At 67.8% G+C, this 16,162-nt stretch carries 10 protein-coding genes; 7 read left to right on the forward strand and 3 right to left on the reverse strand.

The window, feature by feature from the left end:
* Positions 1-82: 82 nt before the first annotated feature.
* On the reverse strand, positions 83-9,157 hold the full coding sequence (locus CIMIT_RS02580; RefSeq protein ID WP_038588740.1) for a type I polyketide synthase: 9,075 nt from the start codon (positions 9,155-9,157) through the stop codon (positions 83-85).
* Positions 9,158-9,185: 28 nt separating this feature from the next.
* Positions 9,186-10,796: an acyl-CoA carboxylase subunit beta gene (locus tag CIMIT_RS02585; protein ID WP_407919538.1), complete on the reverse strand. Its 1,611-nt coding sequence runs from the start codon at positions 10,794-10,796 to the stop codon at positions 9,186-9,188.
* Positions 10,797-10,938: 142 nt separating this feature from the next.
* Between CIMIT_RS02585 and acpS the strand changes: the two genes are divergently transcribed.
* The 3 genes from acpS to CIMIT_RS02600 are packed head-to-tail and all read left to right on the forward strand — an operon-like array spanning position 10,939 to position 12,517.
* Complete coding sequence (gene acpS, locus CIMIT_RS02590; protein WP_038588746.1) at positions 10,939-11,319, forward strand: holo-ACP synthase AcpS; 381 nt, start codon at positions 10,939-10,941, stop codon at positions 11,317-11,319.
* A gap of 10 nt (positions 11,320-11,329) precedes the next feature.
* Positions 11,330-12,052, forward strand: coding sequence for a biotin--[acetyl-CoA-carboxylase] ligase (locus tag CIMIT_RS02595; protein WP_038588749.1), 723 nt, complete (start codon positions 11,330-11,332; stop codon positions 12,050-12,052).
* A gap of 21 nt (positions 12,053-12,073) precedes the next feature.
* Positions 12,074-12,517: a hypothetical protein gene (locus CIMIT_RS02600; protein WP_038593802.1), complete on the forward strand. Its 444-nt coding sequence runs from the start codon at positions 12,074-12,076 to the stop codon at positions 12,515-12,517.
* Here the strand turns inward: CIMIT_RS02600 and budA are convergent.
* Complete coding sequence (budA, locus tag CIMIT_RS02605; protein WP_038588752.1) at positions 12,507-13,259, reverse strand: acetolactate decarboxylase; 753 nt, start codon at positions 13,257-13,259, stop codon at positions 12,507-12,509. The genes CIMIT_RS02600 and budA overlap by 11 nt on opposite strands.
* 41 nt (positions 13,260-13,300) lie before the next feature.
* Here budA and CIMIT_RS02610 point away from each other — a divergent pair, with 41 nt between their 5' ends.
* From CIMIT_RS02610 to CIMIT_RS02625, 4 genes are read left to right on the forward strand one after another with little or no spacing between them, the layout of a single operon-like run.
* A complete protein-coding gene (locus tag CIMIT_RS02610) occupies positions 13,301-14,461 on the forward strand; it encodes a 5-(carboxyamino)imidazole ribonucleotide synthase (RefSeq protein ID WP_051904740.1) in 1,161 nt (386 codons plus the stop codon).
* Positions 14,462-14,477: 16 nt separating this feature from the next.
* On the forward strand, positions 14,478-14,981 hold the full coding sequence (purE, locus tag CIMIT_RS02615) for a 5-(carboxyamino)imidazole ribonucleotide mutase (RefSeq protein WP_038588758.1): 504 nt from the start codon (positions 14,478-14,480) through the stop codon (positions 14,979-14,981).
* Positions 14,974-15,453 (forward strand): YdcF family protein, encoded by a 480-nt coding sequence (locus CIMIT_RS02620; protein WP_038588761.1) that lies wholly within the window; start codon positions 14,974-14,976, stop codon positions 15,451-15,453. The genes purE and CIMIT_RS02620 overlap by 8 nt, the downstream gene beginning before the upstream one ends.
* A gap of 60 nt (positions 15,454-15,513) precedes the next feature.
* Positions 15,514-16,149, forward strand: a complete 636-nt coding sequence (locus CIMIT_RS02625) for a DUF305 domain-containing protein (RefSeq protein ID WP_038588764.1) — start codon at positions 15,514-15,516, stop codon at positions 16,147-16,149.
* The last annotated feature ends 13 nt before the right edge of the window (positions 16,150-16,162 follow it).

Genomic DNA, 16,162 nt, shown 5'->3' on the forward strand with positions numbered 1-16,162 from the left:
GGCCCACCCCGTTGACGTCTGCAGCAGGTATATCCCCTGCACGACTGGGTGGTGTTACCGGCGGCACGCACCGCCGGTGAGCTTACGGCGCGACCGGGTACACCCCGTCTTCGCCCAGGCGGGCGTCCGCGTCCAGCAGGAGGGCGATCTCACTGTCGTGGGTGTGGCCCTCGGCGAAGCGGCGGTTGTGCACCTGCTCGAACAGGGCTGCGCGTCCGACCATGCCTGCCTCCAGGTGGCCGGCACCGGCGCGCAGGCGCTCGGTGGCGCGTGCACGCCAGGCCTCGACGTCGCGGCCCTCGGCGGCGAGTGCCGCCTCGAACACGCCCGGGTGAGCGAGCACGACGAGCGCGCCGACGTGGCCGAAGCCCAGCGAGGTCAGCGCCGCCGCCTTCACTGCGCCCTCGCCAAGGTCGAGGGTGTCACGCAGCCAGACCAGGTTGGTGGCCTTCGGCGCAATCAGCGGATCGACGCAGTCCAGCGACGCATTCTGCGGCAGGCGGCCGGTGCGTAAGACCTCGATCAGCCCGCCGATCTGGAACAGAGCTGCGCCCGCCTTGGCGTGGCCGGTGAGCGACTTCTGCGAGATGACGTACATCGGCGCGTGCGGGTCGCGGCCGGCTGCAGGCCAGAGCAGGGAGTGCAGCTCGGACTCGTTCGGGTCGTTGGCGTTGGTGGAGGTGTCGTGCTTGGAGACGACGTTGACGTCGTCAAGTGAAAGCCCAAGCGACGTGATGCTGCGGGTCAGGCGCGAGTTCTCGCCACCGCGGGCCGCGGCGAGCACGCCCAGGCCCGGTGCCGGGATGGAGGTGTGCGCGCCATCGCCGAAGGAATCGGCGTAGGCGACCACCGCATGCACCGGCAGGCCCAGCTCCGCGGCGAGCGAGCCTCGCACTACCAGCAGGGTGCCGCCGCCCTCGCCTTCGAGGAAGCCGCCGCGACGGCGGTCGTTTGCGCGAGAGATGAAGCGGTCGTCAATGCCCTGCGCGGTCATCTTCGCAGTCTCGGCGGTGGCGTTCATGTCGCCGAAGCCCTGGAGCGATTCGACCTGGACATCGTCGATGCCGCCGGCGACGACGAAGTCGGCCTTGCCAAGTGTGATCTTGTCCACGGCCTCCTCCACGGATACCGCGGCGGTGGCGCAGGCGGCGACCGGGTGGATCATGGAGCCGTAGCCGCCCACCAGCGACTGCATCACGTGCGCGGCCACCACGTTCGGCAGGGCCTCCTGCAGGATGTCGGACTGGCGCTCCTCGCCAATGAAGCGGGAGACGAAGACCTGGTGCAGGGACTCCATGCCGCCGATGCCGGTGCCCTGGGTGGACGCGACATCCGCCGGGTGGATCGCGCGCAGCAGCTCAGCGGGGGTGAAGCCCGCGGAGATGAACGCGTCGACAGCGGTGACCAGGTTCCACACCGCGATGCGGTCCATGTTGTCCACCATCTGGGCGGGGATGCCCCACTTGGCGGGGTCGAAGCCCTCCGGCATCTGGCCGGCGACGGAGCGAGAAAGCGTTGCCTTGCGCGGCAGCTGCGCGGTCGCACCTGCCAGGCGGGTGACCTGCCACTCGCCGTCGCTGCAGGTGATGCGGGTCTTATCCGGGTCGGCCTCGGCGAACTCGCGTGCCTCGGCCTCGTTGGCGACGCTGAAAGTGACGTCGCGGTCCAAGAAGACCTCGGTCAGATCGATGGAGCCGCCGTCGGTGAGGAAGTACTTGTCGCTCAGGCGGCGCACACCGGCGCGCGCGATGACCTCGTCGCGGAAACGGTCCGCGATGTCCTCCTCGGCCACTTCCTGGCCGTCGGCGTCGTACCAGCCCGGGGTGGGGTCCTCGGCCCAGTGGACAAGGCCGGTCATCCAGGCGAGCTCGAGCACGCCGGCGGCGGTGAGCTCGACTGTGCCGTCGCGCTGGATGCCGTACTCGGCTTCCGTGCGCGTGCGGCCAGAGCCCCAGGAGGAGACCTCGCCGATGCCGGCGATGACGATCATGTCGTCCAGTGGGCAGGTGACCTCGCCGAGCTTGCCGATCGCCGAGCCGTCCGGCTGGGCGGGGTTGGCCACGTTCGGCAGCGCCTTGATGTGCGGGGCATCGGAGTCGGTGCTGGTGTCCTGCGCCGGGGTGGCCTCGATGTTCGCCTCGCGGGCGAGCTCAGCGATGGACACCCCCGAGTCGGCGAGACCACCGGTCAGGTCCAAGTCCAGCGGGTGCTGCTGTGCCTTCGCGCGCGAGGCAGCGCTGGCCAGGCCCATGAGCTGCGAGGAGATCTCCTCCGGGTCCCAGACGTGGATGCCGGCGTCGCGGGCGGCGGGGATGAGCACGTCGTTGCCGCCCATCAGGTGCGTGCCCGCAACCCAGCCGATGCGCGCCTGGGCCAGCGTCACGCCCTCGGGCCAGCCGGTCTCGGCGTGCCACTTGTTCACGATCGCGTCGAGCGCGGCCTTGACCTCGCCGTAGGCGCCGTCGCCGCCGAAGGTGCCGCGGTTCGGCGAGCCCGGCAGCACGATGTGCGCGCGAGTGGGCACGTCCGCGTCTTGGGCGAGGCGGGCCAGGCCGGCGATGGTGCGCTCCAGCGACCAGAGCAGCAGCCTTGCCTGCGTTTCGGTGTTCCCGCCGACCTCTGCCAGCGAGCCGGAGACACCAGGCGCGGCAAAGGGGAAGGCGAGTGTGGGGACGAGTGCGGGCTTGATCAGCTTGACCTCGTTGCCCACGGTCTCGCGCTGAGCAGAGCCGATCCATTCGATGAGCGCATCGACGTCGCGATACGACGACAGGTTCGCCGGGACCAGCCAGAGCGCGGCACCCGGGGTGCCGTGGTCGCGGAAGAGTTGGCGTGCGAACTCCTTGCGGGACTGGGTGATCCGCGAAGCCGTCATGATGACGGTCGCGCCGCCCTCGAGCAGGCGTTCGACTAAGGCGGTGGCGATGGAGCCGGGTGCGGCACCGGTGACAAGCGCGACGTCGTCTGCGTACTCGAGCTGTGGGGCCTCGAGCGCGTTGGCCGCGATCTCCTCTAGGACCTTGCGTGGTGCGTTCTCAGTGTGCGCGGCGTACCAGCGTGCCTGGTCGGCGATCGTCTGGCCGGTGCCGGTGAAGCGTTCTGCTGCGAATCGGGAAGTGTTTTCGCCGGTGTCGCCGGTGGCAATGCGGGCGAGGTCCTCGCGGGCCTGGGCCCAGCGGTCGTCGAAAAGAATGGCGCGGCGGGTGTCGAAGACAGGGGAGACCTGCGCAACCCAGTTCGTGCCGAGCTCGGCCTCGATGGTGTCAAGCACGTTGCGGGCCTCGGCGGCTGCCTCGGCGTCGGTGGAAGTGTCTGCGGCCGCGGACTCCACGCCGAGCTTGTCCAGCAGGGTGCGGGCGGTGGCGACCAGCGTGTCGGAGACTTCCTCGCGGTAGGCGTCGAGCGCTGCGGAGTCGACGACCCCGCCGCCGGAGGAGGCCGCGGCGGAAGCCTTGGCGACTTCCTGGTTGTGGTTGGCGGCGACGAGTTCGACGGCGGCGTCGAGAAGCGTGGCGACCTCGGCCTTTGAGCTGGCCTGCGGCAGGGTGGCAAGGGTGCCGCCGCGGACCGAGTCCTCCTCGCGGGTGCCCAGCAGGACGGCGGCCTCGACGTGCGGGACCCAGCTTGCGGGCAGCGCCCAGGTGCCGGTGACGTAGTCGGCGACGTGGGAGGGTGCGAGGCTTGCGGCGCCGAGGACCTGGCGCAGGCGCGCGCCGATCGCCTCGGTGAGCACCGGGCCGAAGGGGGTGTAGCTGGGTGCTGCGGTGTTCACGCGCTCGCGCAGGGTGACCACGTCGGCTTCGGCGGCGCCGTCGATGGCGGGCACGCCGAGCTCGGCGGACATGTCCATGAGCAGCTGGTTACGGCGCGAGGAGACGCCGCCGGTGAGCTCCTCGATCGTGTCTGCATCCGTGATCTGCTCGGGGCGGATCTTGTTCTGGAAGGCGAACAGCACGTTGATTGCGTCAGCGGCGTGAAACGGCAGGTCGGAAGCGGGTTGCGCGGGCGCGGCTGCCGGTGCCGCGGCGGGTGCCGCCGCAGCCGGTGCGGGCTCGGCAGGCGCGGTGTCTGCGGGCGTGGTTTCCGCGGACGCTTCTGCCTCGACGATTTCCTCTTCCGCGGCCTCCGGCTCGGGCGCGGCGACGGTGTCGCTGAGCGTGACCTGCTCCCAGTTCGCTTCTGCGTTGACCACCGGGATGTGGTGGCCGGTCACTGCCATCTCGCGCTTGGCCAGGTTGGTCAGGGTCGGCGCGGACGCCAGGCCCACCTCGATAGCCTGCTCGACGCGGGCGAAGATGAGATCCTGGGTCTCGATCCAGCGCACCGGCGAGGCGAACTGCCAGGCCAGGAGCTGGATCAGCAGGACGCGGGCGACGTCGGAGCGGTCCATGGTGTCTGGGTCGAGCGCGGCGAGGGCGTCCTGGGAGGCGCGGTCGTCGGTAGGTACTTCGGCGCGCACGGCGTCGATGAATTCCTGCGTGAGCTCGAAGGGGCGCGCGACCAGGTTGGGTACGTAGCGGTGCTCGAGGGCGTCGACGTCGATGCGCGCGGGCAAAAGCTCGTCGAGCTTAGCGGCGAAGTCGGCCACGCCGGAGCGCAGCACGCGCGAGTGGAAAGGCACGTCGATGCCCGGCACCGGCACGTAGGCGCGCTCGTGCACAGCGCCCGCGCGCTCGGCCAGGACGGCGAGGCCGCGCTTCGTGCCGGCGACGGAGTACTGCTGGCCCTTGATGTTGTAGTTGACAATCTCCAGGAACTCGCCGGTGTCTGCCGCCACCTTGGCGACGTAGTCGGCGACCTCAGCGTCGGACACCCCGATCATGTTGGGGCGCAGCGCACCCATGCCGTAGTCGGAGTTACCGTCCGCATCGCGCGGGACCAGCGAGCCCATGGAAGAGCCACGGGAGTAGACCACGTCAATGACGGATTCCAGGTCGAAGATGTTGCCCAGCGAGGCGAGCGCGGTGTACTCGCCCAGCGAGTGGCCCGCGTACATGGCACCGGTGGCCAGCGCGTTCGCGTCGCGAAGCCGCGTGGTCTGCGCGTAGGCCACCACGGCGAGCGCGACCTGCGTGAACTGCGTCAGGTGCAGCACGCCGTCGGGGTGCTTGAACACTTCGCCGCGCACGGTGAGCTCCGTCGGGTTGGCGTCCACGATGCGCTGGATGGAAAAGCCCAGGTTTTCGCGGGTGTGCGCGTCGGCGCGTCGCCAGATTTCGCGGGCGGCGGGGCTGGCCGCGCGGTCGCCGACACCCATGCCCTCGGACTGGATGCCTTGGCCCGGGTAGAGGTAGGCGGTCGCCGGTTGCGCGAGCAGCGCCAGTCCGCGGGAGACGACTTCGCCGCCGATGCGGCAGGTCACCTCGAGCGCGGGCTGGATGCCGGCGCGGCCGACGCGCTCGACGGTCAGCTCGACCTCGTCGCCAAGCTGCACCATGCCGTACATGGAGTAGGTCCAGCCGGTCACGCGTCCGTGGCGCCCGGCGAGGTGCTGCGCGGTGGCAGATAGCCACATGCCGTGCACCAGTGGCGCGCTTAAGCCCACGAGCCCGGAGGCGTTGTAGGAGGAGTGGATCGGGTTGTAGTCGCCCGAGACCAGCGCGAAAGGCGTCATGTCGGCAGGGGCCGTCACTGTTGCGCGGTCGACAAAGGAGCGCGGGGTCGCCTCGATGGAGGCGTCTACGCCGCCGAACTCGGGCGCGACACTCGGCGGGGTAGAGGTCGTCGCCCGGCCGCGGATGGCAAAGCGGTGCAATTGCTTGACGACGTCGCGCTCACCGTCTGCAATGCGCAACTCAACCGTGACGATGCGCCCGGAGACCGACTCCTCGATGCCGCTGCACCAGGAGGTGACAGTAAGCTCGCGGCCGTCGGCAAGCGCGTGCAGGTCCGTGCCCGGCGCAAGCGCGATGAGGTGGTCGAGGTGGACGGCGTTGAGCAGACCCTCGATGACTGGGTAGCCGTCTTGGAGGGCGGCGGAGCCGAGCGCGGTATAGATCGCCGGCCAGCATGGGCCGACCAGCGCATCGGGCGTGCCATTGGGCACGTCGGTGCCAAGGGCTGCGCCGGTGACCGCGGTGTGCGCCTGCAGCAGGGAGGCGGGGAAGTGGAAGCTGGTGCGCGCAAGCCCGAAGGGGTGCGCCGTATCCGCAGAACCCGCGATAATCGACGGCAGCTCGGTGATCGTATCGCCGGCCTCGGACACCGAGCCCACGCCGGCTAGACCTGCGAGCAGGTCGAAGACGGCCTTCGGCAGGCGCGCGTCGTCGACGACCGGCGAGGCACCGGTGTGCACGCCCTCGGGCAGGTTGATCGGGATGGTCACGTCGCGCACGTAGAAGGGTCGCTGGTCTTCCGGCAGGTCGTCCCAGTAGGAGTCGGTGTGGATGCGGATGGCCAGACCGCTGTCCCCATCGGAGGCGTCGGAGCCGTAGAAGTCGTGGACGATCTCGAAGCTCGCATCGTCCATGGTGTAGGCCGGGTTGTCCATGAGGTGCCCGTGCCAGAACAGGGTCGGGGCCGCGCGCAGGTAGTCCTCGACGCTCACGGCGTCAGCGAGGCGGGCGAAGCGGTCGGTGGGGGTGACGTCGGCGTCGAGAAGCGCCTGCGTCGTGGCGGCCTCGAAGCGGCCGAGCAGCTCTGCGACCGGCTCGTTCTTGCGGGTAATGCCGGCGACTGCGACGGGGCCGGGGATGATGCGGACCTCGTCGGCGGTATAGCGCGGGTCTTGGGCCTGCCAGAGCGTGTCCTTGCCAAACCACATCTTCAGGTCGCCGTCGATCGCCGGGACCCACGGCATCGGCTTCGGGTAGGCGTAGTGCAGCGAGATCCACCAGGCGGCATCGCGCGGGGAGACGCGGATCTCGCAGGCCTGCGGGTAGGCCTCGATGAGGCGGGCGAGCGCCTCGTGCGGGTCCTGCGGGCCGTCGGCAAACTGGCTGACAATCTCGCCGCTGTCCTGCGGAGAAAGGCGCGCCTCGATGCGACGCAGCGTGGAGGTAAAACGGGCGTCCCACGAGGCGTCGACGAACGGGTGCGCCAGCTCGATGAAGCGCTCGACCCACTCGGCATAGGTCATGTCCTCGATGTCGCCGAAGAACGGCTTGGAGGTCTTAGCCAGCGCGGCGATGATCTCCTCGCGGCGCTGGTGGTACTCCTCGGCGGGCATGTTGGTGATCAGGCGGGAGGCCTTGGCAAAAGAGTTGTCCAGGTCGTGGATGTCGGCGAGCAAGTGGCTTTGCGACGACGCCACGCCGTTGCGCCCCGAACCACGCGACACCCAACCACCGTTGTCCGCGGGACTGAGCCCCTTCGTGTTGACCAGCAGGTCTTTCACCGAATCGGTGGCCTTCGCCTCCTTGGTGGCCATCGCGACGGTGCCCAAGAAGACGGCGTCGACAGGCATGTGCGGCATCTCGAAGCGCTGCGCCCACGCGCCGGTGAGCAGCTCCGCGGCGCGCTCCGGCGAGTACACCCCACCCCCGACGGTAAGGATCGCGTTGTCGTGCTCGCGGACCTGCGCATAGGTGTCCACCAGCATGTCGTCCAAGTCCACCCAGGAGTGGTGGCCGCCGGCATGCCCGTCCTCGACCATGAGGATCACCGGCACATCCGGGTTTGCCGCAGCGATCGCGACCGCGTCGCGGACCTGGGTCGGGGTGCCCGGCTTGAACGCGATGTAGGGGAAGCCGTCTTTACGTAGGCCGTCGATGATTTCGGTGGCCTCCTCGACCTCGGGGATACCTGCGGAGATGCACACGCCGTTGAAGGGTGCGCCGGCGGCACGAGCCTTGGGCACCATGCGGGTCTGGCCGAAGTGCATGTTCCACAGGAAGCGGTCGAAGAACATGGTGTTGAACTGGGCGGTGCGACCCGGCGCGAGGTGCTCGGCGAGCGTGTCGCGGTGCTCGTTGAACACCTCCTCGGAGTACATGCCGCCGCCGGCGAGCTCGGTCCAGTAGCCGGCGTTGGCAGCGGCGGCGACGATCTCGCCGTCCGCCGAGGTGGGCGTCATGCCGCCCAGGATGATGGGGGACAGGCCGGTGACCTGCGAGAAGCGGGTCTGGGTGTAGACCTTGCCGTCCGGCAGGCGCACCAGGCGCGGGGCGAACTTCTCATAGGAGACCGCCTCGGGGATCTCGGTGCCCGGGGTGGCAAGCGCGTCGCGGGCACGCGCGTTATCGGCGGTGATCACGGGTACGCCGGCACCGGCGACGAGCTTCGACGTGATACCGGTGAGCGCTGCATCGAGCGAGACGACGTGCGTCGCCCCGCCGTCGAGCAGGCCGCGCACGGAGGCGGGCCAGTCGTGGCGGTCGACCAGGATGGCCTGCGCGAGCGCGCGCGGGGAGTTCTCGCCTAGATCCAGGCCGCACTGCTTTGCCCACTCGGCGGCCAGGTCGACGGCGCGGGTGTTGGCCTCGCTTGCGTGGTGGAAGGGGTAGGCAACCGGCAGCTCGTCGAAGATGGGGGTGAGCTCGGAGCCGCCGAACTCGGCTGCTTCCAGCTTGGCGTTGAAGGCCTCCGCATGCTTCTCGATGGCCTCGCGGACCTTTGCCAGCTCCGCGGGCTCGCCGGCGAGGACTGCGTGGCGCGGGCCGTTGACTACGGACAGATACTTCTCGTCGAGCAGGTCGGTAAGCGCCGGGACCGGGATACCGCGTACGCTGAGCATCCGCGGGGCCGTATCGCGCGCGCCATAGGCAGTCGAAGCGGCAGCGCCGAGAATGAGCGCGAAGGCGAGCGCGTGCTTCGGGTGCTTCACCGCGGACACGCCGAGCGCGCCCTGGGAATGGCCGGCGAGATCGACGTTTTCGACCTCCAGGCCGAGGTCGCGCAGGTGCTGCATCGCCGCGAGCTGGGCGAGCACGATGCCGGGCACCGAGACCGCCGGGTGCGCGTCCATGGGCAGCGACCCGACCTTTTCGTCGGCGTTCAAGATCGCGCCGAGTCGGTCGACCGTGCCCGGCACCGCAGAGGCCAGCGGGCGGGCGACTGGGCCGGTGAGGGAAAGCGCGGCGTCGAGAAGCGAGCGCAGTGTCACGCGCGCGGTGGGCGAGGCGGCATCATGCAGGGCGCGCTGCCAGGGGCTTCCCTGGCCCTGGAAGATGAGTGCGGGGCGGGCGGAATTGAGTGCGGCAATGGGATTAATCGTCATGAATCGTCCTTTTAGGCTGGTGAGAGGTTTACAGCGGCATGTTGCCGTGCTTGCGGGCGGGGCGGGCGACAGTCTTGTCGCGGTAGAGACGCAGGTTCGCGGCGATCGCGTCGCGCGTCTCCGAGGGCAAGATCACCGCGTCGATGAGTCCGCGCTCGGCGGCGTTGTACGGGTTTAAGATGGTGTCCTCGTACTCGCGCTCGAAGCTGGCGATCAGCTCGTTAAGCGCCTGCTCGTCCATCCCGGACTCGCGGGCGGCCTTGATCTCCTTGCGGTTGATAAACCCGACGGCGCCGGCCGCGCCCATCACCGCGATCTGCGCGGTCGGCCACGCGAGGTTCACGTCCGCGCCCAGGCCCTTCGAGCCCATGACGCAGTACGCGCCGCCGTAGGCCTTGCGCATGGTCACGGTGATCTTCGGTACGGTCGCCTCGCCGTAGGCGTAGAGCAGCTTCGCGCCGCGGCGCAGGATGCCGCCGTACTCCTGGCCCGCGCCGGGCAAAAACCCGGGCACGTCCACCAGCATGACAATCGGGATGTTGAAGGCGTCGCACGTGCGCACGAAGCGGGCGGCCTTCTCAGAAGAGTCGATGTCCAGGCAGCCGGCGAACACCTGCGGCTGGTTCGCCACAAAGCCGACGACCTGGTCGTCAATGTGCCCGAACGCGGTGACGACGTTCTCGGCGCGCTGCTCCATGATCTCGAGGTACTCGCCGTCGTCGGCAAGCTCGGCGATGACCTCGCGCACGTCGTATGGGGTGTTGGGGGAGTCGGGGATGAGCTGATCCAGCGCCTCGCGGGGCTCGCTGCTTATCGACGCCTTCGTGTCCACCTTCTCCCGACTATTCGCCGGCAGGTAGCTCACCAGGTCCATGACCCAGTCCAGCGCCTCCTGGTCGTTTTCGGCGACGTAGTGGCAGTTGCCCGCGGTGGCCATGTGCGTCCACGCACCGCCGAGCTCCTCCTGACTGATCTCCTCGCCGGTGACGGTCTTGATCACGTCCGGGCCGGTGACAAACATCTTGGAGGTCTTGTCCACCATCACCACGAAGTCAGTGAGCGCGGGCGAGTACGCGTTGCCGCCGGCGCAGGCGCCCAGGATCACGGAGATCTGCGGCACCACGCCGCTGGCCTGCACGTTCTGGTAGAAGGTCTGGGCGATCCAGTCGAGCGAGACCGCGCCGTCCTGGATGCGCGCGCCCGCGCCCTCGTAGAGACCAATCAGCGGGCGGCCGGTGGCAATGGCCAGCTTCTGGATCTTGATCATCTTCTCGCCGTAGACCTCGCCGAGCGCGCCGCCGAAGACGGTGCCGTCCTGGGAGAAGATGCAGACCTCGCGGCCGTCGATGGTGCCCCAGCCGGTGACGATGCCGTCGGTGACCGGGCGTTTGGCGTACATGCCGAAGTCGTGGGTGCGGTGGCGGGCGAGCATGTCGGTTTCCACGAAGGATCCCTCGTCCAGGATGTAGTCGAGCCGCTCACGGGCGGTGAGTCTTCCGGCGTCGCGCACCTTGTCGTGTGCTTGCTCGCCCATGGGGGCGAGCGCTTCGGCGCGGCGGGCGCGCAGGTCGTCGAGCTTTTCTGCGGTGGTTTGTGTCGTGTGTGACATCTTCGCTGAAACTGTCATGCGGGGTAGCATAAGCTTTCGTGCTAATAATTAGCTATACAAAACATGAATAACCTACGCTTCGGTAGGTTTCGGGGCGCGCGCCCGCCCGTTAAGGTGGGAGAACGCCCCGCTGTGAGTTTGATCACGTTTGTGTTACGAAGGGAGGCCACGCGTGCACATCGGCACCGATCTCGTCCACATCCCCACCTTCCGCGCACAGCTCGCCACCCCCGGCACCACCTTCGCTCGCGCGTTTACTGACCGCGAGCTGCGCGACTGCGCGGCCAAGCCCGACCGGGACGCCTCGCTCGCCGCCCGCTGGGCCGCCAAAGAGGCCTACATCAAAGCGTGGGGATCCAGCCGCTTCGGGCTCCCGCCCGTGCTCGAGGCCATCGACTTTCGCCAGCTCGAAGTGCTTATCGACGCCTACGCGCGCCCCACCCTCGCGGTGAGTTCGCAGCTCGCTGCTGCGGGTGCACCGGCGGTCGCGTCGGTTTCGCTGAGCCACGACGGCGACTACGCCACTGCCACCTGCCTTGTCGCCACCGCTTAAACTTGGCGGCATGACAGTCACAGACCTTGCCCGCATTCAAGACGCCGTCGCCCCTTATTGGCCGAAGGTGCGCTACGTCGAGACCACCGGCTCCACCAACGCCGACATGGTCAAAGAAGGTGAGGCGGGCATGGTGCTCATCGCAAACGAGCAGACCGCGTCCAAGGGGCGCTTGAACCGCACGTGGGTCACACCGAAGGGCGCGCAGCTGGCCATGAGTATGGTCATCGATGCTGGTACAGACCCCAACCACTACGGCCTGCTGTCCATCGCGCCGGGCGTGGCCGTGACCGACGTCGTCCCGCAGGCGCGCCTGAAATGGCCGAACGACGTGCAGATCGGCGGCAAGAAAATCGCGGGCATCCTGTCCAACCTCGCACTGCCGAACGTGGTCGTGGGCATCGGCATTAACGTCAACTTCCGCCCCGAGCAGCTGCCCGTCGACACCGCGACCGCGCTCAACCTCGAGGGCATCGACGTCGACTTCGACGAATTCACCATCGACATCCTGCGCGCCATGGGCCGCCGCTTGAAGCAGTGGCAGGACGGCGACCCGCAGCTGCTGAGCGACTACCGCAATGTCTGCTCCACCATCGGCCAGACCGTGCGCATGGAGCTGCACGACCGCGACGTCCACGGCGTCGTCGACGGCATCAACGAGCACGGCGAAGTCATCATCGACGGCACCGCTTACTCCGTCGGCGATGTGCATCACCTGCGCCCGAAACAGTAGCCTGGTCGCGTGTCAAAAAAGGTGCGGTTTCAAACTCACGACGGCGAGCAAGTGCTTGTCGACGTCTGCGCACCCCTTTCCACCCTCACCTTCCCTTTGATGGAGCTGATCGTGATTACGGGCGTGGCCTGGATCGCGATCGGCTGGATGGACGTGACCCCAGGCATCGACCCGGCGCTGCGCAACCTCGTCGTGGCGCTGTGGGCGCTGCTCGCCCTGTGGCGCTTCGTCGGCCCGCTGGTGGCATCGCGTCGCCGGCGCTTCATGCTCACCGACCGCCGCATCCTCGCCCGCGGGCGCCGCGGCGCGGTCGACTCCATCCCCTTGGAGCAAATCCACTCCGCGCGCCGCGTCAAGGGCGGGATCTCGGTGGCGGTCTACGGCTACGACCGCCCGCTGGTTTTCGAGGATGTCGGCAAGGCGCGCGCCGTCGATAAGGCGCTGCAGAAGGCGCTTAACCGTTGATCTGCGCGCCCTTGATCTCCGTGTCGTGCAGCTGGCTGTCCAGATCCTCCGGCGTGAGGTCGCCCTGCTGGAACTCTGCGGTGACCGGCAGGTGGAGGTCCATGTCGGTGCCGGGGCACAGCTCGATGCGGGCGTCGCGCACGGTGTAGTCGAGGACGTGGCCGCCGGAGGTGCGCGCCTCGTCGATGAAGTGCACGTGGCAGCCGGGCACGCTGATGCCCTTGGCGTAGGCCGGGGTGCGGAAGCCGCCGATGATGCCGGTGACGTTTTCGAAGTGGTGCTCGGCGTCGTCGTTAATTGCTTCGGTCATGGGGCGGTAGGGCTTTTCCTGCTTGCTCACGGTGCGGGTGACCACCTCGTCGAAGGTACCGGTGATGCGCACGGCGTAGAAGAAGTTGCGGCTGGGCTCGAGCGAGTCGATGAAGGAGGACAGTTCGCCGCGGCGCATGCCCTGCGGCGCGTCGACGGTGATGCGCGGCACGAAGTTCGTCACCACCGTAAACGGCGTGCGCTGGTCGAGGTCCGCGATACGGGCTTTGCCGTCGCTGGTGAGCTGGTAGCAGGTGCCGTCGAGGATGATCATCTCGCCGTCGAGGCCATCGAAGGTGCCGAGCCCGAAGTTGCCTTTGGCCAGGATGTCGCCGATGGTCAGCTCGCCATCGTAGATGCCGTCGAGGAGCGCGGTCATGAGCGAGTTCTGGAAAATCGTGTGGCGCGAAACCGCCTGAGAGTTCGTGGACATAGCACCAGGGTAAGGTGTGGTGTGTGAATGACGCACAAGGAATGCCAATTGTCGTGGTCGTCGGCGACGGCCAACTCGCCCGCATGATGCACACCGAGGCGATCGAGCTCGGTTTGCACATGCGATTGCTCGCCGGGAGCGAGGACGCATCTGCCGCCCAGGTCTACAGTGATGTGCGCCTCGGCGACTACCATAAGCTGGAGGACCTGCGGGAGGTAGTCCGCGGGGCGTCGGCAGTGACCTTCGACCATGAGCACGTGCCGAATGAGCACTTGGAGCAGCTTCTCGACGAGCACGTGCTCGTCGAACCACGCCCCAGCGCACTCCTGTACGCCCAGGACAAGCTGGCGCAGCGCCGCAAGCTCGAAGAACTGGGCCTGCCCGTGCCGGCGTACGCCGCGATTGACTCCGTGGACGCGGCTCGTGCCTTCTGGGAGCAGCACGAGCACCGCGTCTGCCTGAAAACCACGCGCGGTGGCTACGACGGTAAAGGCGTCTGGTTCCCCGACTCCCAGGGCGAGCTGCTCGACCTGGTCGAGGACCTGCTGGGCCGCGGCATGGAGCTCTACGCGGAGGAGAAGGTCGACTTCGTCCGCGAATTGTCGATTATGGTGGCGCGCTCCCGCTCCGGCGAGATGCGCGTGTGGCCGGTGGTGGAGTCGCGCCAGGACAACGGCATCTGCCGCGTCGCGATCGCGCCCGCCCCGGACCTGCCGTCGCGGCTCGCGCGCGAGTGCAAGAAGCTTGCGCGCCTGATTGCGCGCAAGCTGGATGTCACCGGCGTGATGGCGGTGGAGCTGTTCGAGTACAAGACGGAAACCGGCACCGCCGTGTCCATCAACGAGCTGGCGATGCGCCCGCACAACACCGGCCACTGGACCCAGGACGGCTCGCTGACCTCCCAGTTCGAGCAGCACTTGCGCGCCGTGCTGGACTGGCCGCTGGGTGAGACCGAGACCGTCGCCCCGGTCACCGTGATGGTCAACGTCCTCGGCGGCGAGGAGGACCCGGAGATGTCGATGGAAAACCGCGTCAAGGAAGTGATGCTGCGCTACCCGGAGGCCAAGATCCACCTCTATGGCAAGAGCTGGCGTCCGGGCCGCAAGATCGGGCACGTGAACGTGACCGGATACGACGTGGTCACCACCCGCAAGATCGCGGAGCACGCCGCGAAGTACCTGATTACGGCCCGCTGGAACTAGAAAGGCTTTCGCACCTATGTCTGCACCCCTCGTTGGCCTGATTATGGGCTCCGATTCTGACTGGGACACCGTTAAACCCGCCGCCGAAGTACTCGCCGAGTTCGGCATTCCCTTCGAGGTCGGCGTCGTGTCCGCGCACCGCACGCCTGAGAAGATGCTCGCGTATGCCAAGCAGGCGCACGAGCGGGGACTGCGCGTGATCATCGCGTGCGCCGGCGGTGCCGCCCACCTGCCGGGCATGGTCGCCGCCGCGACCCCGCTGCCGGTCATCGGCATCCCGCGCGCGCTCGACACGCTCGACGGCATGGATTCTTTGCTGTCGATCGTGCAGATGCCGGGCGGCGTGCCCGTTGCCACCGTCTCCATCGGCGGGGCGAAGAACGCCGGTCTGCTCGCCGCCCGCATCCTGGGCGCGGCCGATGCACAGCTGCAGGAGAAGATGGTGCGCTACCAGGAGGACATGGCTGCCTCCGTGGAGAAGAAAGACGAGGCGCTGCGCAGCAGGTTGCTGGGTGAGTAGCAGCCCCATTGTGGTGCTGGGCGCGCGCATTGTCGACGGCCACCCGTCGCGCATGCTGCACGCCCGTCTCTGCGCCGCGCTGGTGCGCTGGCGCACCGACGCGCGCAGTGGCGTGCGCCGCACCATTGTGGTCACCGGCCGCGGGGAAGCGGCAGTGATGGCGGGCTGGCTCGCCGGGCGCGGCGTGCCCCGCGAGCTGATCGTTGAGGAGCCGTATGCCACCTCGACGAACGAAAACCTCGAGCGCACCCGAGCGCTGTTTCCTTCCGCCTCGCGGCTGATCGTGGTGACCAGCAACTTCCACGTCCGCCGCACGCGCGTATGGGCCTGGCACCTGGGCATTCCGGTGGAGATGGTGCCCGCGCGCACCCCGCGCCGCTCCCGGCCGAAAAACTACGCGCGCGAGCTCGTTGCGCTGCCGCACTCCGCAGCGCGGGTTGTGTGGCGACGCCTTATGCACAAAATGCGCTAAAGTACATCCGATGGTGCTACTTTTGGTGCCATGTACTTCAGGTCTAGGAGGGCTCCATTCATGGCACACTTACAGCGCCGCATCACCGGCTTGATCACCGTTGCAGTACTGGGGGCCAGCGTGGCTTCATGCGCCGGAGATGGCCAAGACGCCACAAACGCGCCGCAGACCGACAAGGACGGTACCGCAGTGACTGCCGGGGCCAACCAACCCGCAGAAGTCAATGGGGTGGATCTACATTTTGTGGCGATGATGACACCGCATCACCAACAAGCAGTGGATATGAGCGAGATCATCCTGGCCGCCGACGGCATCAGCGAAGCCACCGCAGACTTGGCCGAGCGGATTAAAGCCGGGCAACAAGAAGAGATCGACACCATGGTCGACTGGGCGGAAGAATGGGACCAGGGTGACCTCATGGCTCATCACGCCCCGCACATTGCCAATGGCATGCTCACTCCGGAACAGATGGACCAACTGAAAACACTTTCGGGCGAGGAAGCAGACACCTTGTTTCTCCAGCTGATGCATTTCCATCACGCAGGCGCCGTTGCCATGACCCAAGACGAAATCGACAACGGCGGCTACAAGCCGCTCGTGGACCTCGCTCAACAAATGATCGACGTCCAGACCGCTGAGATGCACGAGATGGAACAACTCCTAGACGCCAAAGGCGAAAGCCTGTTGACTGAGTAATGAAAAGACGCGA

It is taken from the genome of Corynebacterium imitans (assembly GCF_000739455.1).
GTDB classification, from domain to species: domain Bacteria; phylum Actinomycetota; class Actinomycetes; order Mycobacteriales; family Mycobacteriaceae; genus Corynebacterium; species Corynebacterium imitans.

Coding starts and splice junctions, on each gene's coding strand:
- CIMIT_RS02595 (WP_038588749.1), top strand. CDS start 11,330: ATGACAGTCACAGACCTTGCCCGCATTCAAGACGCCGTCGCCCCTTAT.
- CIMIT_RS02580 (WP_038588740.1), bottom strand. CDS start 9,157: ATGACGATTAATCCCATTGCCGCACTCAATTCCGCCCGCCCCGCACTC.
- CIMIT_RS02625 (WP_038588764.1), top strand. CDS start 15,514: ATGGCACACTTACAGCGCCGCATCACCGGCTTGATCACCGTTGCAGTA.
- CIMIT_RS02610 (WP_051904740.1), top strand. CDS start 13,301: ATGCCAATTGTCGTGGTCGTCGGCGACGGCCAACTCGCCCGCATGATG.
- CIMIT_RS02585 (WP_407919538.1), bottom strand. CDS start 10,796: ATGCTACCCCGCATGACAGTTTCAGCGAAGATGTCACACACGACACAA.
- purE (WP_038588758.1), top strand. CDS start 14,478: ATGTCTGCACCCCTCGTTGGCCTGATTATGGGCTCCGATTCTGACTGG.
- budA (WP_038588752.1), bottom strand. CDS start 13,259: ATGTCCACGAACTCTCAGGCGGTTTCGCGCCACACGATTTTCCAGAAC.